The organism is Actinomycetota bacterium (assembly GCA_035759705.1).
In the GTDB taxonomy this organism is placed as follows: domain Bacteria; phylum Actinomycetota; class CADDZG01; order JAHWKV01; family JAHWKV01; genus JAJCYE01.
In genome coordinates this window covers 1-24,421 of record DASTUJ010000118.1, presented here as the reverse complement: position 1 = coordinate 24,421, position 24,421 = coordinate 1, and the positions used below count along the sequence as shown (strand labels likewise).

Sequence of the window (24,421 nt, the reverse complement as noted above, 5' to 3'; positions counted from 1 at the left end):
CCGACCACCTGGGTAAGGAGCCTGATCAGGTCCGACCTTTCCGCCTCCACCGCTTCGAGACTGGCCACCTCCCGCTCCAGGGTTCGTACCTCACGCCGGTGGTCGTAGGGCTGGCGAAGGTTGGCCCGGGGAACGTTGGCGAGGGCCGTGAGCACCACCGGGAGCCGTTCCCGGACGGGTACCGGCAGGCTGAGGGCCCTCCACAGCAGGATCGACTTGATCTTGAGGCCAAGCCGGAGCAGGTCGAAGGTCGAGACCTCCGATACGACCTTGGTCCCGGCGGAGACGGTCGACCGGCGGTAGAAGCGCATGCACTCGGGAAGGGCAACGATCTTGCCCGCCCCCGACAGCTCGGTGAGCAGGTCGGTCTCCCACCAGAAGATGTGCGGCTTCCCCTTGTAGTAATGGTCGCGAATAGGGACCCCGGCGAGCGCCTCCCGGCGGAACACCCCGTAGATCGTGAGGTCGACCCATCCGTGGGGCCAGCGAAACAGCTCGCAGCGGCTCCCCGGCCAGCGGTCCGGGGCCATCTCCGGAAAAGCTTTGATCTCCGGGGCGCCGGCCAGCTCGAAGGCCGACAGCTGGAACGCAGTGGAGCAGGCAACCACGTCGCGGTGCGACTCGAGGTAGCCCACCAGGGTGCCGATGTAGGAGGGGTGCAGGAGCAGGTCGTCGTGGGCCAGCCAGGTGAAGTAGGTCCCGCGCGACTCATCGAGCGCCCGCCTGAAGTTCCCCAGAAAACCGATGTCGGAACCGTTGTGCAGGTAGCGAAATCGGGGGTCGACCGCGGCGTACCGGCGTGCGATGGCGGCCGTGTCGTCCGCGGAGTCGTTGTCGCAGATGACTACCTCGATGTTTGGGTAGTCCTGCGCTGCCACCGACTCCAGCGCCTCGGCGAGGTGGACGGCGCCGTTGCGAACCGGGACCCCGATGCTGACCAGGGGAGGGTCGGAGCCAAGTCCGTCGTAACCCATGGCCAGATCGTATACGCCCAACCGGCCTGCGGGCCCGGGCGGTCCTTGCGGCGCCCGGCCCGGAAGCCGATAATGAGGGTTCATGGCTTTCCAACGCCTCCGGAAACTCCTTGCGGTGTTCGCACTCGTGTTGCTTCTGGCCGCTTGCGGAGGAGACCCGGACCCCGAGGACACACCGGACACCGATCTCAACCTCGAGTCCGACCCCAGCGGAGAGCTGGGTGGGAAGCTGCTCGCCGCAGCGGATATGCCCGCCGGATGGCAGCCCATAGAAAACGCAGGCACCGAGGAGGTGTCGGCGCAGGAGGGTGGTTTTTGCGACTCACCCGTCCCCGACGAGTCAAACGCGACTGCTTCGGCCACCGCTCAGTTCTTTAAAGGTGAGATGACCACGCGGGTCGTAGAGACGGTTGTCTCCTATGAAAGTCCCGAAGATGCGACCGAGGCCTTCGACAAGGTTCAGCAGGCGATCGCCACGTGCAAAGAGTGGGACGTGGACGCCGCAGGCACCGTGAGCCGTCTGAAATTGAGCTCCGCCTCGTTTCCCGCCGTAGGCGAGCAGACGGCGGCGGCCCGGGTAACCAGCGACTTCACCGTCAATTCCGGCTCCGCGGACAAGCCCGCTCCGACCGAGGGGTCTGTCACAGGCGACACGGTGATCGTCCGTCAGCAGAACTTCATTGTCGTGGTGCGCCACTTCTCAATCGGTGTCGGTACCGAACCGGCATTCAACGCAGCGGACACCGAGCCGATAGTGCGGAGTGCGGTCCAGAAGGTGACGGCGTAGGCCCCCTTACCAGTCCCTGTTCCTCTCGTAACCGGCATAGATCAGTACGTCTGCGAACCTTGCCTTGAACGCATCGCTCACCTTCGGTGTGAAGTGGTTTCGCCAGTCACCCGGGACCCCTTTTCGAAAGTGGGAGGAGCGGTCCTCCTGCCCCAGGCGTCGTCCCCCGGAGAGTTTTTCGAACCGGTGCTCCTCCACGCTCCTGCGGAACTCCTCCCGCGTGACCGGCAGCCCACAGTGCTCCAGCAGAACCAGCTCGAGCAGGCCGACGTCCTCCACCAGAAGGTCCTCGTAGCGAAGCATCGGGTCTCCCGACTCCATCCAGGTCCCCTGAACTGCGGCACACAGGTCCAGGAACCCGTCGAACAGGAAGATCAGGCCGTCTTCGACGCTGCGGGTTTCGAGCTCGGCCCTGAGTTCGGCTACGTGGCTCATGTCGGTCGGGTGGCTGTAACGGATGCTGAAGTAGCCGGAAACCAGAGTGTCGCGGAGGTCGCGAATGACGACGAAGCGTTTGCTGGACCCAACTCCCTCCACCTGGTCGAACCGGTCCCGCGGCAGGTAGAGGGCGGGGTAGACGCCACCCGGCACGAAGGGTCGGGACAAAAACTCCCAGCTTGGGTTCATAGCCGGGTCTGCGACCAGCTCGTCGACGCTGGGTATCACGAGGTCGGGAACGCACTGCATCAGAATCCTCCGGATCCACTGGGATCCGGCCTTGGGGTGGGTGATGTGGATGATCGCCGGACCGGCAGTCACTCGAACCAGATCCGTTCCAGGCCGAACCCGAGTCTCCGGGTGTCGCTGCTGATGCCGGCAGAGGAGGGGCTTGAGGGAGAGTCGACCAGAAACTCCAGCAGGATCGTGCCCGTCGTCAGGGCGTCCGGCGGGATGTCGACCGTGAGGTTCACGGCAGGCCTATCCGGCGTGGCCTCCAGCCTTGCAACCGGCCGGCCGTTCATAGTCAGCGAGCCCCGGGACTGGAGAATCTGCCGGGGTACGAACATCCGTCCGGTGATCCGGACAACTAGAGACTCTGGGGAGGGTGTCTCCAGGTCCAGCACGAGGTCTGCTCGATCGGCGATGGTCCAAACTCCCCAATCTTCGGGCCGGCTCCAGCCCCCACCGAGCATCGCCAGGCCGTTGCCTCCGGCGGAGAAGCACAGCTCCCTGGAAGCCTGTGACACGGTCAGGACCTGAGTCACCGGCCTCGGCAGGTCGCCGGGCGGGCCAAAGGCCGGAAGGACCGAGGCAAGCAAGCGCCCGGCGCCGGCAACCGTGGACACCCCCTCTGCGGTGCAGTCGATGTCGATCAAAAGCCCTTCTCCCAGGGTCACAACGCCTTGCGCCGCTTTTCTTTCCGCGGGGGCCGGAGGCGGTACCGTAAAGTCGTCCAGGTCTATGCCGTTCAGCTGAGCGGTCCGGCGGATGTCTGCAAGACCTGCGTCGTAGTCCTCGAACCCGGTCTCAAGCGATTCCAGCGCTCGCTGGATAAGGCCGCGGTAGTTGAAGTCGGGCCGCTCGTCCGGGAACAGCGCCTGTTTCATGGTCATCATCTCGTTCGCAGCGAAGATCTGGCTGTTGCGGGAGTTCGGTAGGCTGGGGTGGAAGTCGACACTTGTCGCAAACGCAGCCCGCTCCGCCTGCATTCTCAGCTTCGGGTCCCGGCTAAAGTGCATTCGGGACCCTGTGCTGTGGTGCGAGATGCCCGAGATCGACATAGGCCGGTGCGAAAGGATGCAGGACTCCCCGAACCAGGCATCCGCCACGGCGGAAGCAATGTCGGGGGCGGCCGAAGAAAAGTAGGTCCCGAGGCCCTCGATGACCCGGTCGACCAGGGGCCGGGCGACGAACGAGTGGAGCATCATGGGCATCGTGTAGTGGTGTTCCCGGAAGTGATAGGCCAGGTGCAGCAGGGCCCGGGGGTCCTGAAGCTCGAAACCTGAAGTCTTGGGCAGGTAAGCCTGAAGGCGGTTCTGGAGGACTGTGATGGCCGAGTCCGGCCAGAAGTAGGCCGCCGGGCGCCAGGTCAGCACGTCCACCGGGTACCGGTCGAGAATCTGGGCGGCTTCGCTGCAGGCGGTGCTCAGGATGGCGTCGTCGTCCCCGATGATCGTCAGGTAGTCCCCGGTGGCGGCCGCCACTGCCCGCTCCCAGTTTTCCTTCATCGCCACCGGCTCCACCGTCTTGACGTGGCGGGTGCGGGAGTCGCCGGCCTCGGCGACGACCTCGGCCGTGCCGGGGTCGTTGCCGCTTTCGTGGACCAGGATTTCGACGTCGCCGAAGTCCTGCGCGACCGCGGTCTGCAGGGCGAAGCGCAAGGTGTCCGAGCGCTCGCGGGTGGGCAGGAGAATTGAGAACTTGGGCATACTTTCCCGGTTCCTAAAGGTTCAACTCAAGTGGTTGGGCGCAGCCCGGAGCGGCGCCGAAGTAGTCTAAGCGACGGCCCCGGGTTGCAGGCGCACGTGCGATCCGGCACTCGAGCAGGAGAACGAATGGTCCCCTCAAGGCTTTTCCGATGAAGAGGTTCCGCCGGAGCCGGCCGGCGCCTTCGTCGCCCGACTACGGCCCGTTTGCCCCGCCCTTAGCCGAGTCTGCCTACGAGGGGGAGGACTCCTACGACGACGGGACGATGAAGATGGGCGGCCGGAATGTGGACTTTTTGACCGAGCCGCGGTTCGTAGAGGCCAACGAGGCGGGCCTGAACGCCGGACTTCAGTTCACCTGGCCGGGAACCGACAACGTCATAGACATGCCCTGGCGGGTGCACATCGCATGCTGGGCAGCCCGCCACGGCGCGCATCTGCCGGGCGACTTCGTAGAGTGCGGGGTGCACTCCGGCGGACTTTCACTGGCGATCTGCAACTACATCGACTTCAATTCAACGGGCAAGGCCTTCTACCTTTTCGACACCTTCACCGGCATCCCCGACGAGCAGATGGCGGAGGAGGAGACCCCTTTCCGCACCGAGGAGAACCGGATGTACTACGCCCAGGACTCCTACGAGACGGCCCTCAAGAACTTCGAGCCGTACCCCGGGGTCCGGCTGGTCCGGGGACGGGTCCCGGACACCCTGACCGGTGTCGAGATCGACGCGGTCAGCTATCTTTCCCTCGACATGAACATTGCCGCTCCCGAGGTGGCCGCACTAGAGTTCTTCTGGCCTAAGCTCTCGGTGGGCGCAATTGTGCTTCTGGACGACTACGGCTGGACGCACTACCGGCCGCAGAAGGTTGCATTGGACAAGTTTGCTGCGAAGCAGGACGTTGAGATCGCCACCCTGCCAACCGGCCAGGGGCTGTTGATCAAACCTTGAGGACGGGGGCCGCGCGATGAAAGTGGTAATCCTCGCCGGGGGCCAGGGCACCCGGCTCGCCGAGGAGACCGAGACCCGCCCCAAGCCGATGGTGGAGATAGGCGGGCGCCCGATTCTCTGGCACATCATGAAGCACTACGAGCGGTACGGGTTCGACGAGTTCCTGGTGGCCCTGGGCTACCGGGGGGAGTCGATCAAGCGTTACTTCCTGGACTGCCTGGCGCTCAGCGGGTCGATGACCGTCGAGTTCCCCGATGGCAACGTCACCAGGCACGGCGGCGAACGTGAGGAGTGGACCGTGCACCTGGTCGAAACCGGCAAGGAGTCCGGAACCGGAGGGCGCCTCGGTCGCCTGGCCCCGTGGCTGCGGAGCGAGCCGTTCATGCTGACCTACGGCGACGGCGTGTCCAACATCGACCTGAAAGAACTTCTGGCCTTCCATCAATCGCACGGCAGGATGGTCACGGTTTCCGCCGTGCGACCCCCGGCCCGTTTTGGGGCGCTGGAGTTCGAGGAGGGCTCGGCGGTCCGCTTCACCGAGAAGCCCCAGTTGGGCGAGGGCTGGATCAACGGAGGGTTCATGGTCTGCCAGCCCGAGGTGCTGGAGATGATCTCGGGCGACGGCGCCAGCCTGGAGACCGACGTGCTGGAGACCCTGGCCGAGACCGACCAGGTAATGGCCTTTCCCCACTCCGACTTCTGGCACTGCATGGACACCCTGCGTGACGTCCGCTACCTGCGGGAGCTGTGGGACACCGGGAAGGCCCCGTGGACGCACGGGACGTGGGAGTGAACCCGGCGTTCTGGGACGGGCGGCGGGTCCTGGTCACCGGGCACACCGGGTTCAAGGGTTCGTGGCTGTGCCTGCTGCTCGAGCAGTTGAATGCCCGCGTCACCGGGATCGGGCTGGAGCCGCCCGAGGGGGGCGCCTTCAGCAGCTTTTTACCCTGGACCAGGGTTGACTCGCACATATCGGACCTGCGGGACCCGGAGAAGACGGCGGCCATAGTGGCCGGCTGCCGGCCCGAGGTCGTGATCCACATGGCGGCCCAGGCGCTGGAGCCGGTGGGGTTCGCCGACCCCATCCTCACCTACTCCACCAACGTCATGAGCACGGTCAACCTTCTGGTGGCGGTCTCGGAGGTGCCCGAGTGCCGCTCGATGGTGGTGGTCACCAGCGACAAGGTCTACGAGAACTCGGAGCTGGGCCGCCCGTTCAAGGAGGACGACCCGCTGGGCGGAACCGGCCCCTACTCGGGGTCCAAAGCCTGCGTCGAGTTCGTGGTGAAGGCGTTCCGCCGCGACCCGACCAAGGCTCTCGCCCCCCGGATCGCGACCGCCCGGGCCGGCAACGTGATCGGGGGAGGGGACCAGTCCCAGCAGCGCCTTCTGCCCGACGTCTTCCGCTCGCTGGCCGCCGGGAGGGTGATCGAGCTGCGCAACCCGAAGGCGGTGCGACCCTGGCAGTTCGTTCTGAACCCCCTGTGGGGGTACCTGCTGCTGGCCGAGAGGCTTTACTCCGATCCGGACGGCGCTCCCAAGGCGGTGAACTTCGGACCGCACCTGGAGGATTCGGTCCCGGTGGGTGAGTTGGTCGACCGCACGCTGGCCGAGATCGGCTCCGGCAGCTGGGTGGATGTCGGCGAGAGCTTCCCCGAGGCGGTACAGCTTCGGCTAGACTCCACCATCGCAACCCAGACGCTGGGCTGGTCCCCGCTGGTGGACATCGACACCGCGGTGCGCTGGACCGCCGAGTGGCACCGTGCCGCCCCGGACACGTCGGAGCGGCGGACCACCTCCATCGATCAGATACGGAGATACCTCGAGATGTTGCCAAAGTGACCGCCGAACCGATCCGAGCGATATGCCGCGGCTGCGACGCCGAGCTTTCGACAGTCCTCCTGGACCTGGGCGACATGCCCCTGGTCAACGAGTACCCCCCGCTGGACTCCACGGCGGATCAGGCGCGCTACCCGCTCAAAGCCTGGGTGTGCGACGCCTGCCAGCTGGTGCAGGTGACCGAGATCGTCTCTCCGGAGGAGATCTTCTCGGACTACGCCTACTTCTCCTCCTACTCCGAGTCGTGGCTGGAGCACTCAAAGCGATTCGCGGATTGGGCGCTGAAGGAGTACTCGCTCGGCCCCTCGAGCCTGGTGGTCGAGATCGCCAGCAACGACGGGTACCTTCTCAAAGAGTTCATGGCCGCCGGCATCCCGGTCCTGGGTGTCGAGCCGGCCGCCAACATCGCCAAGCTGGCCAACGAGGCCGGCATCCCGACCCAGAACAACTTCTTCGGCCTGGCGGTTGCCGAGGACCTGATCGACACCGGCCACCCCGCCGACCTGGTGGTCGCCAACAACGTCATCGCCCACGTCCCCGATCTCCAGGACTTCACCGCCGGCCTGGCCACGGTGCTGAAACCGGGCGGCGTGCTGTCGATTGAGTTTCCCCACCTGCTGAACATCCTGGAGAAGCGCCAGTTCGACACGATCTACCACGAACACTTCTCCTACCTGTCCCTGCACTCACTCGAGCCGGTCCTGAACGCGAAGGGCCTCGAGGTGTTCGACGTGGTGCAGATCCCCACCCACGGCGGGAGCCTCCGGGTGCTGGCGCAGCGGTCCGACGGCCCGTTGCGGCCGGCCGGCCCGGGTCTTGCCGAAGTTCGGGCTGCCGAAAAAGCCGGGGGTCTCGACCGGATGGAGACCTACTCCGGTTACACCCAGGCGGTCGAGGGTGTGCTGGACGGCGTCCGGGGGTTCCTGGCCAGGGCCAAAGACGAGGGCAAGACCGTGGTCGGCTACGGCGCCGCGGCCAAGGGGACGATCCTGCTGAACTCGGCAGGGGCCACCCCCGACCAGGTGGCATACGTAACCGACCTCAACCCCCACAAGCAGGAGCGGTTCCTGCCCGGGACCAGGATTCCCATCCACTCCCCGGACAAGATCGCCGAGACCCGTCCCGACTACCTGCTGATTCTGGTGTGGAACCTGAAGGACGAGATTATGAGCCAGATGGCTCCCATCAGGGAGTGGGGCGGCCGGTTCGTGCTGCCGATCCCGCAGGTCGAAGTTCTTGACTGACCCGATCCGTAGCTAGGCCGGCAGTTGGCGACTCTTAGCGTCAACTTCGACGACGGCTATGTGGAGGTCACCGAAGCCGGGAAGGTAACCCGCCACCGGTTCGACACCCCCGAGGCCTTCGCCGAGGTCAGCAAGGCCTGGGTGAGGGTCGGGTTCGACAACAAGTACGTCTACGGCTTCACCTGGCTGGGCCGGCCGATCCTGCAGTTGCCTGAGGACATCGTCCGGATGCAGGAGGTGGTCTACCGGGTCAAGCCCGACGTGATCATCGAGACCGGCATTGCCCACGGCGGGTCGCTGATCTTCTACGCCGGCCTGTGCCGGGCCATGGGCCGCGGGAGGGTGGTCGGGATCGACGTCGAGATCCGCCCCCACAACCGGGCGGCAATCGAGGCCCACGAGCTTTTTGACCTGATCGACATGGTGGAGGGTTCCTCGGTGGCCCCCGAGACGGTTGCGCAGGTGCGTGCGCTGGTCAACCCCGGCGAGACGGCGTTGGTGGTCCTCGACAGCAACCACACACGGGAGCACGTCCTGGGCGAGCTCGAGGCGTACTCGGGCTTCGTCGGCCCGGGCTCCTACATGGTGGTGGCGGACGGCGGCATCATGACCGCCGTGGCGGGCGCACCGCTTGCGGGCGAGAATTGGGCGTCGAACAACCCGCTCGGCGCCGTCGAAAGCTTTCTTGAGTCCCACGCCGAGTTTGCCGTCGAGGCGCCTGCTCCGGTGTTCAACGAGGGCTCGATCACGCAGGGGCCCTCCTACTGGACCGGCGGCTGGCTGAGGCGCCTTTTTTAGCCGCCGGGCTCCGACCGGGCGCCGGCCGGCAGCCGAACCGGCAGGTCGTCGAACTGCAGCCAGAGCTCGTCCCACAAACCTCCGGACCCGGCGGCTCCGGTCAGAATCAGCTTTTTCTCTTCCCGCTGGGATCCCGAGCCCAGGAACAGGTCTATGAAGAGGACCATGTGACCGTCTCCCGCAAGCAGTTTTGCCGGCCTGACTTCGATCGCGCCGTTCAGGGACTCGAACGTCTCCTGCCAGAGCCCGGTGATCGTGTCCCTGCCGGCGTATCGGGAGGGGGAGGGCGAACCGGCGGTCTGCCCAACGGTCAGCTCCACCTGCTCGGGGCAGAGGTCGAGCGCCGGACCGGGGTCCCCGCGGTTGAGGTGCACCGCCGCGGAGCAGAGCTTTTCCCACATCGAGCCGGCCATTGCTTGAGACCTCCGTTTGGCTGCGGTGAACGAATTTGAGTCTAATCTGTCGGTATCCGGCGGGAACCAGAAAGGGTTGGGTTGGCGGAGCATCCGGGAGCTGAAAGGATCCGCCGGTTCCTTACCGACGTTTCCGAGGGCGGTACGGACGTCCTCTCCGCCTACTTCGAGCCCGGCGTTGTGTGGCACGTGGGCCGCGGCAACCCCGGAAGTGGGACATTCCGCGGGCGGGACGGGCTGATTGATTACCTGCTGGCCCAGCGCATCTCACCGGGCCGGGCGGAGGTCGAGTCTACGGTGGTACTGGCGGACGACTCCCACGGCGCCGCCTTCATAGACGTGGCAATCCACGGCGGCGGAACCAGGATCGAGATGCAGCTGCGCCAGGTTTTCAAGGAGGGCGGCGCCGGGCGGTGGGATGAGTTTTGGATCCTGGAAACCGTTCTCAAGGAGCCGCCCGTGCCCCGGCCCGGAGAATCCGACCCCACCAGGTACCTCGACCAGTACTGGTACTACTGCGTCGAACTGTCGCCCGGGGTCTTCACTCCCGGGGCGAAGCACCGCAATCTCGGCCTCACGAGGGACCTGCTTGCCAGGTGTGAGGTGACCGGACGCAGGTGCCTCGACATCGGGACCATGGAGGCGGCGGTGCCGGTCCTGATGTCCAGGAGGGAGGCCGGGCAGGTCGTCGCGGTGGACGTGATGCACTGCGACCGCAAGGTCGCCGTCGTCAAACACTTCACGGGAGCGGAGTTCGATTACCACGGCGGCCTTACCCACCAGGCAACCGCCCGCTTCGTGGGGCGCCGGTACGGAGGCAATTTCGATGTGGTTGTGCTTTCCGGGGTGCTCTATCACTGCTTCGGCCCGCTCGCAGTCCTGGCCATGGCCCGCTCTCTCGTCCGGACCGGGGGCCTGATGATCGTCGAGACGTACGCGGCAATGGACAAACAGGACGCGATGTATTTCAACGCGCGGGGACAGTTGTCCCCCGACGGGAGTACGTACTTCCTCCTGTCCGTCCCACTGCTCGAGTACCTGTTGCGCTACCTTCGGCTCAAGCCGCTGGACTGCGTGACCAGCCCCACCGTGGACGTGGGAGGCCGGCCGAGCGCCCGGGTCGCAGTCGTGTGCCGGGCGACCAACGAGCTGGGAATCTCGGGCGACGCATGGATGGAGTCCGCCGCCAACCAGATCGACTACCGGACGCTAGTCGACTGGGAACGGATCGACGTCAGCGGGGCCGATCCCCCGGCGTACGGCCCTGCGGCAAGCCGGTTCGTCGACGGCGAGGGAAGCTGCGATGTCACCCGGACCGCTTTCGAATCGCCCCCTCTAGACCTCCCGGAGCGGGTGGCAACTATCGGCCTCGAGGATCTGTACTGAGGGCGCCGTCTACTCGCACCGGCCGTAAAGGTGACAAGATTGCCGTCATGGAGAGCTCATCCAAGGTGTCCACGGCGGGTATTGCAGGCGATCGGCCGTTGCTGGTCGAGTCCGTCCCCGACGACCCGCCGATCGAGATGTGCTACTTCTACCACTACATGGACCTGCCCGGCGTGGGCGAGGTGGGGACCGGGTGGGACCTCAGGGATACGGTGGACGACTACCTGGGAAACCTCGACTTCAAGGGCAAGAGGGTCCTCGATGTGGGCACGGCCAGCGGCTTTTTGACCTTCGCCATGGAGGACCGCGGGGCCGAGGTGGTCTCGTTCGACATGGCCGACGGCGCCCAGTGGAACGTGGTCCCATTCCAGGGGGACGGGTACCGGACCCGGGAGATCGCCGAGTCGACCTCATATATGAACGCGGCGGTCCGGAACGCCTACTGGTTCGCCCACAAGCGGGTGGGCTCCAAGGCGAAGGCCTTTTACGGGGATCTCTACGATCTGCCCGAAGGGCTCGGGCCGTTCGACATCGCAGTGGTCGGAATGATCCTTCCCCACCTGAGGGATCCGTTCCTTGCGCTCCAGAACGTCTGCGCCCTCCGGCCGGACACGATCGTCATCACCCAGCAATGCCCCCAGGGGGACCAGCCCCACGCGCTCTTTATGCCCGACCCCAAAGCCGATCCGGCATCCACCGAGATCTACTTTGCCTGGTGGGTGCTTACCGAGAAGGCAATTACCAACATCCTTGGCGTGCTCGGTTACCGTGTGGTGTCGGTCAAAAGAAGTATGCACCGGTGCAAGGCGCGCACCGAAGAGGAGGCCGCTCCGCCTCCGGTCCCGCGCGGAAGGTTTTCCCGGCGCAGGCCTGAGGCCTCGGTGCCGGAGCTGTCGGGGATGGAGGAGTGCTCCGCGATCGTCGCGGAGCGAATCCGGAGCTAGCCGGGCGTTGGCCGGCCGGCAGCCGCAGCCTGCTCCAACAGCTGAGCGAGCCTCTGCGCCTCTGCGTTCAGAACTTCGATCACCGAAAGCATTCGGGCGCACAGCAGGTTGAGCTCTCCCATCCGGGCCTGCAGTTCGTTCCTCCGCCTGATCTCGTCGGAGGTCGGCGGGCGGAAGAACCGGACGACCGCCGCCGCCCAGGAATTGGGGGGTGGGTCCGCCGGCTCGGGCAGATCAACCTCGGGCTCCATCAGGGCACCTTCGACCTCGGCGCTGATCGGACCGGGAGCCACGCCGATTTCCTCGGCCGCCTTACGGCGTGTCTGCACCAGGGCTTTCAGCGACTCGACTGCTGCCGCTCGTTCGCGGGCGACGCCCTCGAGCGCCCGCACCGCGATTCCCCAGTTCCGGGTGACATAGGCGTGGTCGTAGGGCTGGCCGAGATTCGCCCGGAAAAGGTTGGCGACGGCAGTGCCGACCAGCCGTAGGCGGGCTGTGAGGGAACCCGGAGCGCGGGTGGCGCGGCCGATCAGAATGAGCTTTATCCTCAGACCGATGCGGTAGAGGTCGAAGGTGGAGAACGACGTCGACATGCCGGTTCCCGCCGTGTGCACGGCCAGCCGGTAGGACCTGAGGGCGTTCGGGAGGGCCACGATCCGGCCCCTTAGGCATAGGGCGGTCGTGACGTCGGTTTCCCACCAGAAGATGTGGGGCCGACCCTTCCAGCTGCGTTCAGGCAGGGAGATCTGCCTCAAGTCCGAAGTGCGGAAGACTCCGTAGATGGTCAGGCTCTCGATCCAGCCGTGGGGCCACCGGAAGTACTCCTGACGACCCTCAGGCCACCGGTGCGGAGCGATCTCAGGAACAGAAATCAGATCACCGGCCATCCCGAAGTGACTGTTCAGCAACTGAAACGCCGAGGTGCACGCCACAACATCGGGGTTTTCCTCCATGTATGCGACGAGGGTGCTGAGATAGGCCCTGTTCGAGATGACGTCGTCGTGGGCCAGCCAGCTGAAATATCGCCCCCGTGCCTCATCGAGCGACCGGCGGAAGTTGGGCATCAACCCGATGTTGGTCTCGTTGCGCAGATAGCGGACCCGGTGGTCCTCTGCAGCGATCCGGCGGCAGAGCGCCTCGGTGCCGTCGTCGGAAGCGTTGTCGCAGATGACCACTTCCAGATTTGGATAATCCTGCGTTAGTACCGAACGAAGCGCCTCTTCCAGATGTTCGCCGCCGTTGTGCACCGGCACGCCTACGCTCACCAGGGCGGGAGGAAGTGCGATGTTTTTCTCAGGGATCATGGATAGCATCGTAGCGGCGTCGTCCGACCTGGCGGCGGGACTAAACATCGTCTAACCACAGAACGGCTGCCATGACACTGCAGGGAAAGGGTGCTCTCGTCACCGGCGCCACCTCGGGGATTGGCGCGGCGGTTGCCCTGCGGCTTGCGTCCGAGGGGGCGGACACGGTGATCACCGGGCGCGACCCCGACAGGGGCCGGGCTGCCCAGGAACGGCTGGAGAAGGCGGGCGCCGGGCGCTGCCGGTTCATCGCCGCGGATCTGGCAAGCCCGGAAGCGCCCTTGCTGCTGGCGGAACAGGCGGAGGAGTGGCTGGGAGGTGTCGACATCCTCGTCAACAACGCCGCCACCGGCGGCGCCGGGCACAGCACCGAGATCACGCCCGAGGACTGGGACGCGATCTTCGCAGTCAACGTAAGGGCCCCCTACCTGCTCTCGACGGCCGTGATGCGCCGGATGTCGGAGCGCAGGTCGGGCGTGGTGGTCAACGTCACTACCTCGGTCGCCTATCGCGGCTGGCCCGGTTACTCCGCGTACGCGTCCTCGAAAGCCGCCCTGGACGCGATGTCCAGGTGCTGGGCCGCCACGTACGGCCTGTGGGGGGTCCGGGTGAACACAATTGCGCCCGGACCGGTCCTCACCGAGGGCAGCACCCGCGAGTCGAAAGCCGAGGACATCGCCCAGTTCTGCGCCGGCTTCGGGGCGGGGCGCTACGGCACAGTCGACGAGGTGGCAGCCGCAGTCTCATTCCTGGTAAGCGGCGAGGCGGAGTACATCCACGCAAGCACCATTCACATCGACGGCGGCATGGTCGAGACCTTCGGCTACCAGCCGATCTCGGTTCGGACCGTCGCCCGGGAGCCCGGCTCCCCGGAACCGAACAAGCCGGCCACCAGAAAACGATTGCTGGATCGGTTTCGCTGACCTACAGGAGGGTCAGCAGCCTGGCGGCCTCGGCGTCGGAGCGGTCGATCTCCTGCAGTTGCCTTTCGCAGTAACGCCGGAGGGCTGTGATCCGGTAGTTCACCTCGGCGTACCAGCGTATCTGCGACGGGGATGCCGGCCGGAAAAAGTCGCGCAACTTCCCGCGGGTTGGTTTGACCGCAGGCCCGGTAGACGGGGGTAGGGGCTCGGTGAGCCCGGTCCTGAACGGCTCGGGCGTCTCCCCGCGTTCGACAAGCAGGCTCCTGCGAGCTTCGATCACCTCCTGCAGTTGCAGGACCAGCTTGGCCCGGTCCCGGGCGGCGGTCAGGAGAATGGTCAGCTCTTCTTCGGCCATCTTCATCGCCGTCCGGTGGTCGAACCGGTTCCGAAATGTCTTGCGCGAGAAGTTCCCCAGGGCGGTGCCACCCAGCCGGACCCGTTCCCGGACCGAGCCCGGGCACCGGACGGCCCGCGCCAGGAGCGTGAGTTTGGTCTCCATGTCGAGCAACCAAAGGTCGAACGGTGAGACGCTGCGGCCCATCTGCCGGGCCGCCGACTCGGGGGACGACCGGTAGGTGCGGAGGGCCTGCGACAGGGCGACTATCCGGCCCCGGGTGGAAAGGGCGGTCAACATGTTGATCTCCCAGCAGAAGACGTGGGGCCGCCGGGTACGAGTCTTCTCCGGGAGAGGAATCTCCACCAGCGCTTCCCGGCGGAAGACCCCGTGACTGGCCATCTCGAGCCAGTCCTGGGGCCAGCGGAACAGGTCGCGCCTGGCCTGGGCCCAGGGGCGATCCGGCGCCAGTTCGGGGAATTGGACGACCTCGGTCTCCCCGGTGGGTTTCAGCAGGCAAATCTCGGTGTGGCATAGGGCGACATCGGGGTGCGTCTCCAGGTGGGCAACCGTAGCGCTGAGATAGGAGGGGTCGGACAGAAGGTCGTCGTGGCCGAGCCAGCAGAAATACTTTCCCCGGGCCTCGTCCCTCACCCGGCGGAAATTCGGGAGCAGGCCGATGTTCTCGGGATTCCGGATGTACCTCACTCGTGGGTCCCGGACGGCGAAATCTGAGGCAATTGCAGGAGTCCCGTCGTCCGAGGCGTTGTCGCACACGACCACCTCGAGGTTTTTGTAGTCCTGGCTGAGGACCGAGTGGATGGCACCCGCCAGGTGATTCGCCCCGTTGTAGACCGGCATTCCTACGCTGACCAGAGGCAGTCCGCCCGCCCCCGGGTCCCCAGGATCTTCGCTCATTACCTGCCGATCCTAAGTCCCGGAGCGGGAATTGCTGGATTTCCAGGCGCGTGCAAACCGCGAGACCCGGTAGCTTAGGCGGATAATCAGCTTCGCCCCGAAAGGATCCTGCATGACTCTTGGCGGAACCCACGTACTGGTCACGGGATCGACCTCCGGCATCGGGGAGTCGATTGCCGAGCACTTCCTCCGGGAGGGGGCCGATGTCGTGGTCACCGGGCGCGACGAAGCCCGGGGAAAGTCGGTGGCAAAGCGCCTCGGGTCGGCCGCCTCCGGACGGTGCGTGTTCATCGCCGCCGACCTGGCAACCGCCGAGGGCCCGGGTGCCCTGGCTGCGGCGGCCGAGTCCCGCCTGGGCGGTATCGACATCCTCGTGAACAACGCAGGGAGCTACAAGATCGACGGAACTCCCATCTCCGCCGCCGACTTCGACGAGATGATGCACCTGAACGTCCGGGGCGTCCACCTTCTGACCACGGCGCTCGTACCCGGAATGGCGGAGCGGGGGAGCGGGGTGGTCGTGAACATCACCAGCCCGGTCGCCTACCGCGGGTACCCGGGGATGGCTGCCTACGCCGGCACGAAGGCGGCACTGGACATGCTGACGAAGTGCTGGGCTGCGGAATACGGGCGCTCGGGGATAAGGGTGATGGCCCTGTCGCCCGGGCCGGTCATCACCCCGGGGGTGGAGGAGGCCGTCGGCACCGGTGTGAACGTTCCCCAGGAGGTTCTGACCCGGACCGGCCTGGTGGTGGGCCGGGTGGCCACCGGCCTCGACATCTCGTCTGCCGTGGTGTTCCTGGCACGGACCGACGCCGCCTACATCCACGGCACGACCTTCCACGTCGACGGGGGGATGAACGGGGTGGGATCGTTGTGGGGCGCCGACAAGGACGCACCCCCCGAATGACCGGCAGGGTGTCGATAGTCGTCGCAGTGCTCGACGGGAGCGCCACCCTCCAGAGGTGCCTGGACAGCATCGCCGGGCAGGATTACCCCGACAAGGAACTGATCGTGATCGACGGCGGGTCGACCGACGGGACCCTGGCGCTGCTCGAAAAAAACGAAAAGGTGATAGCCCACTGGGAGACCGGTTCCGACCGGGGGATCTACTCGGCGTGGAACAAGGCTCTGGAGCGGGCTACCGGGCGCTGGATCTGCTTTGTGGGCGCCGACGACTACTACCTGGATGCCACAGCCCTGGGGGAGATGGCGGCTCTTGGAGGTGCGGAGGACGCCGACCTGGTGTGCGGGAAGGTCTGGTACGTGGATGCCCGGGGGGAGCGGCAGTTCGTCCACGGGCGGCCCTGGAGCTGGGACCGGATGAAGCGGCGCCACTCGGTCTCCCACACGGGCATGCTGCACGACTCCCGGCTGTTCGAGCGCCACGGCAGGTTCAACGAGAGCCTGCGGATCGCCGGGGATTACGAGTTCCTGCTCCGCCTGGGTCCCGGCGCGCGGGCGGCCTTCCTGGACCGGGCCTACCTGGCGATGGGGAACGCCGGGGTCAGCACGTCGAACTCGCTGGAGACCATGCGGGAGGTTCGCAGGGTTCAAGCCGCCCACCCCCAGATCGGTCCGGCTGCGGCGTGGCTGAACTTCGCTCGTTCTCTGTCTGAGCACGCATGGTGGTCCGCCAGGAGGGCCGTCGACCGCTCTCCGGTCGTCTGCGCCCTCAAGACCGCTCGCAAAACCGCCCGGTTGGATGGGCGCTAGGCCTTGAGCGACCCCTCCGTGTCGGTGATTGTTGCCACACTCAACTCAGCCGGAACGCTCGGAGCCTGCATCGACAGTGTCTCGGCCCAGGAGGGGGTCTCGGTTGAGCTCCTGGTGATCGACGGAGGCTCGTCTGACGGAACCGTGCAGATCCTCGAGGCGAATGACGCTTCGATCGCTTACTGGGTGTCGGAGCCGGACCGCGGCGTCTACCACGCCTGGAACAAGGCCCTGGAACGGGCGACCGGCCGATGGGTCTGCTTCCTGGGGGCGGACGACCGGCTTGCGGGTTCGGGCACGCTGAGGACATTGGTCGACCTGGGGGATCGAACCGATGTCGATCTGATCTGCAGCCGGGTACGGTACCGGGCATCCGAAAAGACCGGAAGCTCCGTGGTGGGCCAGCCGTGGGACTGGTCCAAGATGACCCGGTTCATGTGCGTCGCACACCCGGGCCTGCTGCATCGCCGCTCCCTGTTCAACCGGTTTGGGCGGTTCTCCGAGGAGTACCGCATCGCCGGGGACTACGAATACCTGCTGCGACTCGGCGACCGGGTGACGACGGCGTTTCTCGAGGAGGTAACCGTCGACGTCGGCGGGGCGGGGCTGAGCTCAGACGCCACCTGGACGCTCAGGGAGGTCCGCCTGATCCAAAGCCTTGCTCCGGAGGTCGGCCCCATGAGAGCTAGCGTCAACTACCTGCGAAACCGCGGGGAGAGGCTTCTGTGGGTCGTCCTCGACGTCGTGCCGGTGCCGCAGAACGGGTTGACCCGGGCGGTCGGCCGCCTCCTTGGGATGCACCGTCACGACTACCATCTTCCCGAAAGCAACCTGGTCACCCCTGTTAAAGATGACGGTGAGGCCAACTGAATCGTGCGGTCGGTGCAGCCATCGTTCTCACCATCCTCACTGGCGCGTGCGGTTCGGGTCCCGAGGAGGTGGGGCGGACCACCGAGAAAGAGTCGTCTAAAGAGGTGTCGTTCAACAACGAGCTCTACGAGTCCTTTTACTCCCGGTTTATTGCCGAAGGACATGAGGATGTCGTAGCGAACTGCCTGGCCGGCGTCTTCAGCTCTACAACCCTTTGGCATGGGGAAGGGGTTGGCCACAACGCCGGTGAGCAGGACCCCGATCAGACTCCGGAACAGTTCGCTTCCTACCACCCGTTTCTCAGGGCTTCAAAGGATTTCAACTGTGCCGGACCTCGAACTGATTGGGAGAAGTTCGGCAGATCGATCGAGGATGAAATATGGGTCGACGTGGCGGGAATATGCGCGACGAATAGCCCGGACCCGAGCTGCGATCAGACGGAGCGGCACCGTGTCACCTTCGTGACGGCCAGGCAAGCTGCTCATGCTTATTGTTTCGAGCAAACCGGCAGTTCTTCATGCGGCCACTCGGCGGCGGTCGGCCGGTGCCTCGCTTCGAGGTATGCCGAGGAATACATGCTGGTCCCCTCCCCTGGTGACGACTTCAGCTACGGTGGAGAGTGCGCCGATATTTCACTCGCGCTCGACTAAGACGTGAGCCCCGCCAGGTTTCGGACTGCGTCCAACATCGGGCCCAGCGACTCCTGCCAGCCGGCGGATTTTCGGGGCTCCGGCCACGACACGGCTTCGAGGAACTCCGCCAGGCCCTGCGCCAGGCCGTCGGGGTCGTCCCTCACCAGCACCCCCGGGTCACCGGCCACCACCAGGCCCTCGGCGGCGAGGGAGGTGGAGACGACCGGGATCCCCAGGTCCCGGGCGTCGAGGATCTTGAGCCGAGTCCCTGCGATCAGCCTCACCGGGCAGGCCATGACCGTCCCTGCGATGACCTCGGACATGTCGGCCGGGTTGGGGACCACCTCCAGGCCGTGGTCTTTGCAGTACGCAACCAGGCGGGGTGAGGGCTGGGCGCCGGCAACCACGAAGCGGACGTCGGAGACCAGGGAGCGGACCCGGGGCGCCACCTGCTCGGCCAGGCAGATCACCGCATCGATGTTGGGCAGGTAGTTCAGCGAACCGGAGAAGCTAACCGTCGAGCTCCGGGCCGCCCGGGGTGGCTCTCCGGCCGGGACGCTGGGGCAGTTCGGAGCGAGGATCGTGCGGGTTTTTGGGGCGGCGGCCGAGATCTCGGCCTGCTCCTCGTCGCTGACACAGACCACCAGGTCGGCGGCTTTCCAGACCTCGTGCTCCAGCGCAGCGATCCGGGATGCGGAGTACGAGGCGCCGATGAACCCCTTCCCGGACGTCCCTGCCAGGCGGCGGATCTTCGTCCGGTCGGCCCGGGGAAGCCGGGAGTACTGCTCGTAGACCCTGGACTCGACGTTCTGCGCGTCGACCATCCGCGGCACATCCTCCAACTCCCCGGCGTAGTGGAAGGCGTAGCTGTGCGACACGACTGCCAGGCGAAAGGGATCCGCCCGGTGGGCCTGAACGATCTTGCGGGCCAGCTCTGCCGACCAGGACCACTGCAGGCTGAGGGGCAGCTTCCTGGTGAGCCGTCCCCTCACCGGGCGCCCGGTGAGGATCTCCACCCCCGGCGGGGCAAGCTCCGGCAGCAAGCGTTCGTCTTCGTCGCCGAAAGTGATCGTTGCCAGGGTCACGTCCGCTTCGGCCGCCAGCCGGCGCAGGATCTCCAGCTGACGCCGGCGGCCTCCGCCCATCGGAGGGGTGGGCGGATACGGCGTCACGAAAAGCACTCGCGGCCTATCTGCCACTGCCACGCTCCCGCAGCCTCTGCGCCACCAGGCCCGCTCCCCAGGCAAAGCTCCCGGCCCCAACCGCGGGGAGGCAGCGCAACGAACGGACGAAGAGCTGACGATCGAGTGCCGCAAGCCGCCAGTAGACCCAGCCGACACGGAGCACGCAGGCGATCGGCGCCAGGGACGCGTACCGGGTGAGGGTGGCCCGCAGCGGCCCCCCGGCGTAGGTGCCATCCATTACGGCCAATCGGGCGGTGAACCGGCCGAACCGGAACTGGTGTCGCAGAAAAGCGACCGGCCGGGTTCGGTTCACGTGATGCACGGCAGCCTCCGGGGCAAACTTGAACAGCCCCCGCTTGCGTAGATCCATGGTCAACAGCGTGTCTTCTCCCCCTTCGAGGTCCTCGGGAAAGGGTCCCGCCTCCTCCCAGAGGACTCGCTCGAGGATGAGATTGCATGTGGCCCCGAAGTGGACCGCTTCGGGGTTCCGGGCCGGGTGGAGGTCGACGAACTCCAAAAGGTACTCGGCCGTGCCGACGGCGCTCTCGGGCGTCCCATTCAGAACCGAGCCTGCGACGCAGGGGCTGGAGTCGGCCGCCGCTGCCAGCCGGGCCAGCCATCCGGCATCGGCAACCACGTCGGCGTCGGTGAACGCAATCAGCCGTCCCCTGGCCTCGGCGGCGGCCCGGTTGCGCGCAGCGGCCGCCCCCAGGCGGGGAACGTGGGTCAGAACCTTGAGCCGTGGATGTTTCTCCAAAGAGGGAAGATCGACCGCCTGGTCGGCGCTGACGCAGAGGATTACCTCGAAGCCGCCCGGGAAGTCCTGGTCCAGCAGGCTGCCCAGGCACCGGGCAATTGTGCCGTCCGCCCGGTAGGCCGGCACGACAATCGAGACCTCGATATGCGATAAGTCGGTGCCACTTCTTGAAGCCACAGGCGCCATTACATAGTATCGCCAGCGATGAATAGGCCATTTGTAAGCGTGTGCATCATCACCGGGGGCAACCTTGCCCATCTCGACGCCTGTCTTTCGAGCATCCAGACCCAGGCGGAGGCCCCGGCCTTCGAGGTGATCGTCTGCTCGAACGGCGGGCCGGACGTCGCCCAGCTCGTACGCTCCCGCTTCCCCTCGTCGGATGTGGGCCATGTTGCGCGGACCCTTTTGGGGGCGGCCCGCAACCACCTGGTCGAGCGGGCAAAGGGTGAGTGGCTGCTGTTCCTGGACGACGACGTGACCATCGAGCCGTGGTTCCTGGCGAAGATGGCTAAGATCGCCGAGGCCCATCCCGAGGCGAGCGTCCTCGGCGGGCCCAACGACACGCCGCCCGGCACCCCGCCGTTTCCCATCATTCAAGGCGCGGTGCTGGCGTCCATCGCAGTTTCCGGGCCGGTTCGCCGTCGTTACGGTGCTCACCCGGCGGGGCCGGCCGACGAACGGTTCTTCACCCTGTGCAACCTCGCAGTCCGGCGGGAAGCCATGGTCGACTTCCCGAACGACCTGGTCGGCGCCGAAGAGAATGCGGTCCTCTCCGAGATGCACGACAGGGGACTGCTCATGCACTACGACCCCGAGCTCGCAGCATTCCACGAGCGGCGAGCCACTTTCAGGTCGTTTGCCGAGCAGATGGTCAAGTACGGCCTGGGCCGCGGGCAGCTGACCCGGCGCAGTCTCAGGACCCTGCGGCCTGCCTACGCAGTACCCTCGCTGTTTTTGGTCTACTGCCTGGCCGCCTCGGCCCTGGCAACGGTCCAGCCGCTGGTGCTCGTCCCGATGGTTGTCTACGCCGGAGCGGTGGGCGCTACGGCGGTCAACATCACCTGGGGCCTGAGGGACAGGCCTCCGGGCCACCTCGCCACCCTGGTCACCGCCGGCATGCTCATACTGACCGTCCACCTCGGGTACGGCATGGGATTCCTGCAGGGCCTCGCTACCCGGTTCCGTCCTGCGGAGCAGGGAACCCCGGTGTGGTCCGACCCCATGCCCGCCGCCGCCGCTCCCGCCGCCACCGCTTTGGAGTTCAGCCCCGATCCGGTCTGAGCGGCCGGAACCAGCGTTGTCGACTCCCAGGATCGATGCAGGGCTCGTAGATCGGCTCATCACCGCCCTCGGCCTCGAGGTGTTCGTCGGGTGCCCCCTCTCCCCGGATGTGCCGGAGGAGATCCGGTCGATGTTCGGTGAGGCACGATCCATCGACCTCTCCACAGGCCCGCCTGCCGATCTGGCCGGCCGGCGCGTGCTGTACTGGCTGCCCCCGCAGGGACCCGGCACGGTGACCGGCGGCCTGGACGCGGTGGCTACGCTCGACCCCCGAAGCGTCGTGGTTGTCGAGGGTGCCTCCGGATTTCTCACGGGCGCCGGCGGCGCGGGAATGATGGCCCTGCTCGCCTCACTCAGGTCCCTGAGTTCCACCCACCGCCTGATGTTTCTGGACGACTCGATCCTGTACTACCCCGAGCTGGCGGGGGCGGCGGTGAGGGACTACACGGGGCACCGCGGGATCGACTGGACCGACTCCCGGTACCGGAGCGAGGAACTCGAGGCAGCCGAGGCCGTCGTCCGCGCGAAGGACAAGGTGATCGCCGAGCTCTCCCGGGAGCTGGACGTCGCCAACCGGGATCGGGCAGACAAAGAGGAGTTCATCGGCCGGCTCTCGAATGAGCTGCCGCTGATGCAGACGCTGATCTTCGTAGACGCCAAGCTTCGGCGATACCTGGGGGCCTTCCTCTGGCCGGTCCGGCTGGTGGTCCGGGTGATCCTGAAGGTCCTGCGGGCGCTGTTTGCCGTCCGGCTCACCCACGATGCCCAGTACGCCCCGCGGCTCCTGCCCCCGGCGGAGCAGTACCGCTCTTTTGCCGGCCCGGCCGACCCGCCGCTCATCTCGATAGTCACGCCCTCGTTCAACCAGGCGGAGTACATCGCGGACACGGTGAACAGCGTGCTGGAGCAGGGCTACCCGAAGCTGGAGTACATCGTCCAGGACGGCGGCTCCCAGGACGACACGGTCAAGGTTCTGGAGGAGCTGTCCGGCTCCCTGGCCCACTGGGAGAGCGCCCCCGACGGCGGGCAGGCGAACGCCGTGAACCTGGGGATGCGCCGGGCGACCGGAGATGTGCTCGCCTGGCTGAACTCGGACGACCTGCTGCTCCCGGGGTCGCTGGCGTACGTGGCCGGCTACTTCGAGCGCCACCCGGAGGTCGACGTGGTCTACGGGAACCGGATCCTCATCGACTCCCAGGGTCGCGACATCGGCCGCTGGGTGATGCCGCCGCACGACGACGAGACGCTGCGCTGGGCGGACTACGTGCCCCAGGAGACGCTGTTTTGGAGGCGCAGGGCCTGGGAGGCGATCGGCGGCTGCCTGGACGAGGACTTCCACTTCGCACTGGACTGGGACATGCTGCTGAGGTTTCGGGAGGCGGGCTTGAAGATTGCGAGGCTTCCCCGTTTTACGGGCGCCTTCCGGATCCACGACAACCAGAAGAACTTCACCATCGGCCACGTACACGGCCGTGAGGTGCGCAAGCTGATCTCGCGGACCCACGGCAAGGAGATGTCGGCCCGGGAGATCCACAGGAACATGAAGCCGTTTTTCCGTCGCCACGTGGTGTGCGACCGGCTCTTCCGGCTGGGGCTGCTCAGGTATGGAATGACTTCGCGCTTCGACCGCTCCAAGACCGGCGTGCCCGAAGGGCTGCACTGATGGCCCCCGGCGAGGGCGCGACCCCGGACCTGGTGGTCCCGCCGCGGCAGAGGCGCCGCGCCAGGCCGCTTCGCCGGCTGCTCGGCGACTTCTGGCAATCCCGCGAGCTCCTCAAGAACCTGGTCGCCCGGGACCTCAAGATTCGCTACAAGGCCTCGTTCCTCGGCTTCGCCTGGTCGATGGTCACCCCGCTGGCCATGGTCCTCGTGTTCGGGTTCATCTTCACCCGGGTGTTCGAGGTGGCCAACACCGCCGACTTCTCCCTGTTTTTCCTGGCCGGTTTTCTCCCGTGGCAGTTCCTCAGCGGCTCGCTGTCGGAGTCGGTGAGCGCCATAGTCGGCAACGGAGCTCTCATGCGGCAGGTCAACTTCCCGCGGGAGTACCTTCCGATCTCGAAGGTCGCGTCGCAGGCGGTGCACTTTTTGCTCTCGCTGCTGGTGCTGGGCGCGTACGGGCTGATCCGGGGCTACAACTTCCTGCCGTTCATCCCTGCCCTGGTCATCACACTGTTCTTCTTCACCCTGTTCGTAGCCGGGTTGTCGATGATGTTCGCCGCCGCCAACGTGGCGTTCCGGGACCTGCAGGAGCTGGTGCCGGTCATGCTGCTGCTCTGGTTCTACGGCACCCCGCTGTTCTACCGGCTGGAGATGGTCCCGGAGAGGTTCAGGTGGATGATGCTTTTGAATCCCATGACCTGGTTCCTGGACCTGTTCCGCCACGTCTTCTACTACCAGGTGTTCCCGCCGATGAAGGTCGTCCTGGTGGGGGCGTCCCTCGGGGTCGGCAGCGTGGTGGCCGGCTACCTGCTGTTCGTCCGGCTCGCCCGCACCTTCTCAAAGGAGCTTTGATGGACCCCGAGGGACGTTGCCGGCCGGGCGAGATCTCGGTCAGGGACCTGTGGGAGGTCTTCCGGGTCTACCACTCCCGGCCGATGGGCGTTAAGGAGCGGCTGACCCGATCGCAGAAACTCGTCTACGAGGACTTCTGGGCGCTCAAAGGGGTCAGCTTCAACGTGGAGCCGGGATCTTCGCTCGCAGTTCTCGGCCCCAACGGCAGCGGGAAGTCAACCCTGTTGAAGTGCCTGGCAGGAACCCTGACGCCCGACCGGGGCTCGGTTGAGATCGGCGGAAAGGTGGCC

General features: G+C 66.2%; 25 protein-coding genes. 17 read left to right on the top strand and 8 right to left on the bottom strand.

Annotated elements, in window-relative coordinates; translation table 11 throughout:
- Nucleotides 1-974 (bottom strand): glycosyltransferase family 2 protein (locus VFV09_08140; GenBank protein ID HEU4867681.1); only part of this gene is annotated, 974 nt, incomplete at its 3' end.
- A gap of 82 nt (nt 975-1,056) precedes the next feature.
- On the opposite strand from VFV09_08140, the gene VFV09_08135 reads away from it, so the two are divergent.
- Nucleotides 1,057-1,761 carry a hypothetical protein gene (locus VFV09_08135; GenBank protein ID HEU4867680.1) on the top strand — a complete coding sequence of 235 codons (705 nt, stop codon included), beginning with the start codon at nt 1,057-1,059 and terminating at the stop codon, nt 1,759-1,761.
- Between the two features lie 6 nt (nt 1,762-1,767).
- On the opposite strand, the gene VFV09_08130 is transcribed toward VFV09_08135, so the two are convergent.
- Together VFV09_08130 and VFV09_08125 are read right to left on the bottom strand one after the other, a co-directional pair.
- A complete protein-coding gene (locus VFV09_08130) occupies nt 1,768-2,520 on the bottom strand; it encodes a sulfotransferase domain-containing protein (protein ID HEU4867679.1) in 753 nt (250 codons plus the stop codon).
- Complete coding sequence (locus VFV09_08125; protein HEU4867678.1) at nt 2,517-4,130, bottom strand: glycosyltransferase; 1,614 nt, start codon at nt 4,128-4,130, stop codon at nt 2,517-2,519. Before VFV09_08125 ends, VFV09_08130 begins: the two co-directional genes overlap by 4 nt.
- A 149-nt stretch (nt 4,131-4,279) precedes the next feature.
- On the opposite strand from VFV09_08125, the gene VFV09_08120 reads away from it, so the two are divergent.
- Genes VFV09_08120 through VFV09_08100 form a run of 5 tightly spaced genes read left to right on the top strand, consistent with a single transcriptional unit; the run spans nt 4,280 to nt 8,958 of the window.
- Nucleotides 4,280-5,077, top strand: a complete 798-nt coding sequence (locus VFV09_08120) for a TylF/MycF/NovP-related O-methyltransferase (GenBank protein HEU4867677.1) — start codon at nt 4,280-4,282, stop codon at nt 5,075-5,077.
- A 16-nt stretch (nt 5,078-5,093) separates the two neighbouring features.
- Nucleotides 5,094-5,870, top strand: a complete 777-nt coding sequence (gene rfbF / locus VFV09_08115; GenBank protein ID HEU4867676.1) for a glucose-1-phosphate cytidylyltransferase — start codon at nt 5,094-5,096, stop codon at nt 5,868-5,870.
- On the top strand, nt 5,846-6,919 hold the full coding sequence (rfbG, locus tag VFV09_08110; GenBank protein ID HEU4867675.1) for a CDP-glucose 4,6-dehydratase: 1,074 nt from the start codon (nt 5,846-5,848) through the stop codon (nt 6,917-6,919). Before rfbF ends, rfbG begins: the two co-directional genes overlap by 25 nt.
- Nucleotides 6,916-8,160 (top strand): class I SAM-dependent methyltransferase, encoded by a 1,245-nt coding sequence (locus VFV09_08105; protein ID HEU4867674.1) that lies wholly within the window; start codon nt 6,916-6,918, stop codon nt 8,158-8,160. The genes rfbG and VFV09_08105 overlap by 4 nt, the downstream gene beginning before the upstream one ends.
- Nucleotides 8,161-8,184: 24 nt before the next feature.
- On the top strand, nt 8,185-8,958 hold the full coding sequence (locus tag VFV09_08100) for a CmcI family methyltransferase (GenBank protein HEU4867673.1): 774 nt from the start codon (nt 8,185-8,187) through the stop codon (nt 8,956-8,958).
- Here VFV09_08100 and VFV09_08095 read toward each other — a convergent pair.
- The gene (locus VFV09_08095) at nt 8,955-9,371 is read right to left on the bottom strand and encodes a hypothetical protein (GenBank protein ID HEU4867672.1); all 417 of its coding nucleotides are present in this window, start codon (nt 9,369-9,371) and stop codon (nt 8,955-8,957) included. The two genes, VFV09_08100 and VFV09_08095, sit on opposite strands and share 4 nt — an antisense overlap.
- An 81-nt stretch (nt 9,372-9,452) precedes the next feature.
- On the opposite strand from VFV09_08095, the gene VFV09_08090 reads away from it, so the two are divergent.
- On the top strand, nt 9,453-10,757 hold the full coding sequence (locus VFV09_08090; protein HEU4867671.1) for a methyltransferase domain-containing protein: 1,305 nt from the start codon (nt 9,453-9,455) through the stop codon (nt 10,755-10,757).
- A gap of 47 nt (nt 10,758-10,804) precedes the next feature.
- Nucleotides 10,805-11,701, top strand: a complete 897-nt coding sequence (locus VFV09_08085) for a methyltransferase domain-containing protein (GenBank protein ID HEU4867670.1) — start codon at nt 10,805-10,807, stop codon at nt 11,699-11,701.
- Here VFV09_08085 and VFV09_08080 read toward each other — a convergent pair.
- Entirely contained in the window at nt 11,698-13,005 is a 1,308-nt protein-coding gene (locus VFV09_08080; protein ID HEU4867669.1) for a glycosyltransferase family 2 protein, read from the bottom strand. The two genes, VFV09_08085 and VFV09_08080, sit on opposite strands and share 4 nt — an antisense overlap.
- 71 nt (nt 13,006-13,076) lie before the next feature.
- On the opposite strand from VFV09_08080, the gene VFV09_08075 reads away from it, so the two are divergent.
- Nucleotides 13,077-13,928: an SDR family oxidoreductase gene (locus VFV09_08075; GenBank protein ID HEU4867668.1), complete on the top strand. Its 852-nt coding sequence runs from the start codon at nt 13,077-13,079 to the stop codon at nt 13,926-13,928.
- Nucleotide 13,929: 1 nt separating this feature from the next.
- Here VFV09_08075 and VFV09_08070 read toward each other — a convergent pair whose 3' ends face one another.
- The gene (locus VFV09_08070) at nt 13,930-15,180 is read right to left on the bottom strand and encodes a glycosyltransferase family 2 protein (protein ID HEU4867667.1); all 1,251 of its coding nucleotides are present in this window, start codon (nt 15,178-15,180) and stop codon (nt 13,930-13,932) included.
- Between the two features lie 112 nt (nt 15,181-15,292).
- Here VFV09_08070 and VFV09_08065 point away from each other — a divergent pair, with 112 nt between their 5' ends.
- From VFV09_08065 to VFV09_08050, 4 genes are all read left to right on the top strand, one after another.
- On the top strand, nt 15,293-16,090 hold the full coding sequence (locus VFV09_08065) for an SDR family oxidoreductase (GenBank protein ID HEU4867666.1): 798 nt from the start codon (nt 15,293-15,295) through the stop codon (nt 16,088-16,090).
- Nucleotides 16,087-16,896, top strand: coding sequence for a glycosyltransferase family 2 protein (locus VFV09_08060; protein ID HEU4867665.1), 810 nt, complete (start codon nt 16,087-16,089; stop codon nt 16,894-16,896). The genes VFV09_08065 and VFV09_08060 overlap by 4 nt, the downstream gene beginning before the upstream one ends.
- 3 nt (nt 16,897-16,899) lie before the next feature.
- Nucleotides 16,900-17,766: a glycosyltransferase family 2 protein gene (locus VFV09_08055; GenBank protein HEU4867664.1), complete on the top strand. Its 867-nt coding sequence runs from the start codon at nt 16,900-16,902 to the stop codon at nt 17,764-17,766.
- 104 nt (nt 17,767-17,870) lie between these two features.
- A complete protein-coding gene (locus tag VFV09_08050; GenBank protein ID HEU4867663.1) occupies nt 17,871-18,416 on the top strand; it encodes a hypothetical protein in 546 nt (181 codons plus the stop codon).
- Here the strand turns inward: VFV09_08050 and VFV09_08045 are convergent.
- Complete coding sequence (locus VFV09_08045; GenBank protein HEU4867662.1) at nt 18,413-19,570, bottom strand: glycosyltransferase; 1,158 nt, start codon at nt 19,568-19,570, stop codon at nt 18,413-18,415. The genes VFV09_08050 and VFV09_08045 overlap by 4 nt on opposite strands.
- Before the next feature lie 16 nt (nt 19,571-19,586).
- A complete protein-coding gene (locus VFV09_08040; GenBank protein ID HEU4867661.1) occupies nt 19,587-20,516 on the bottom strand; it encodes a glycosyltransferase in 930 nt (309 codons plus the stop codon).
- A 27-nt stretch (nt 20,517-20,543) separates the two neighbouring features.
- Here VFV09_08040 and VFV09_08035 point away from each other — a divergent pair, with 27 nt between their 5' ends.
- The 4 genes from VFV09_08035 to VFV09_08020 all read left to right on the top strand — a co-directional run.
- Nucleotides 20,544-21,620, top strand: coding sequence for a glycosyltransferase (locus VFV09_08035; protein HEU4867660.1), 1,077 nt, complete (start codon nt 20,544-20,546; stop codon nt 21,618-21,620).
- Nucleotides 21,621-21,636: 16 nt separating this feature from the next.
- Nucleotides 21,637-23,283, top strand: a complete 1,647-nt coding sequence (locus VFV09_08030; GenBank protein HEU4867659.1) for a glycosyltransferase family 2 protein — start codon at nt 21,637-21,639, stop codon at nt 23,281-23,283.
- Nucleotides 23,283-24,131 carry an ABC transporter permease gene (locus VFV09_08025; GenBank protein ID HEU4867658.1) on the top strand — a complete coding sequence of 283 codons (849 nt, stop codon included), beginning with the start codon at nt 23,283-23,285 and terminating at the stop codon, nt 24,129-24,131. The genes VFV09_08030 and VFV09_08025 overlap by 1 nt, the downstream gene beginning before the upstream one ends.
- Nucleotides 24,131-24,421, top strand: a 291-nt coding sequence (locus VFV09_08020) for an ATP-binding cassette domain-containing protein (protein ID HEU4867657.1), incomplete at its 3' end; no start/stop codon positions are given. The genes VFV09_08025 and VFV09_08020, both read left to right, overlap by 1 nt.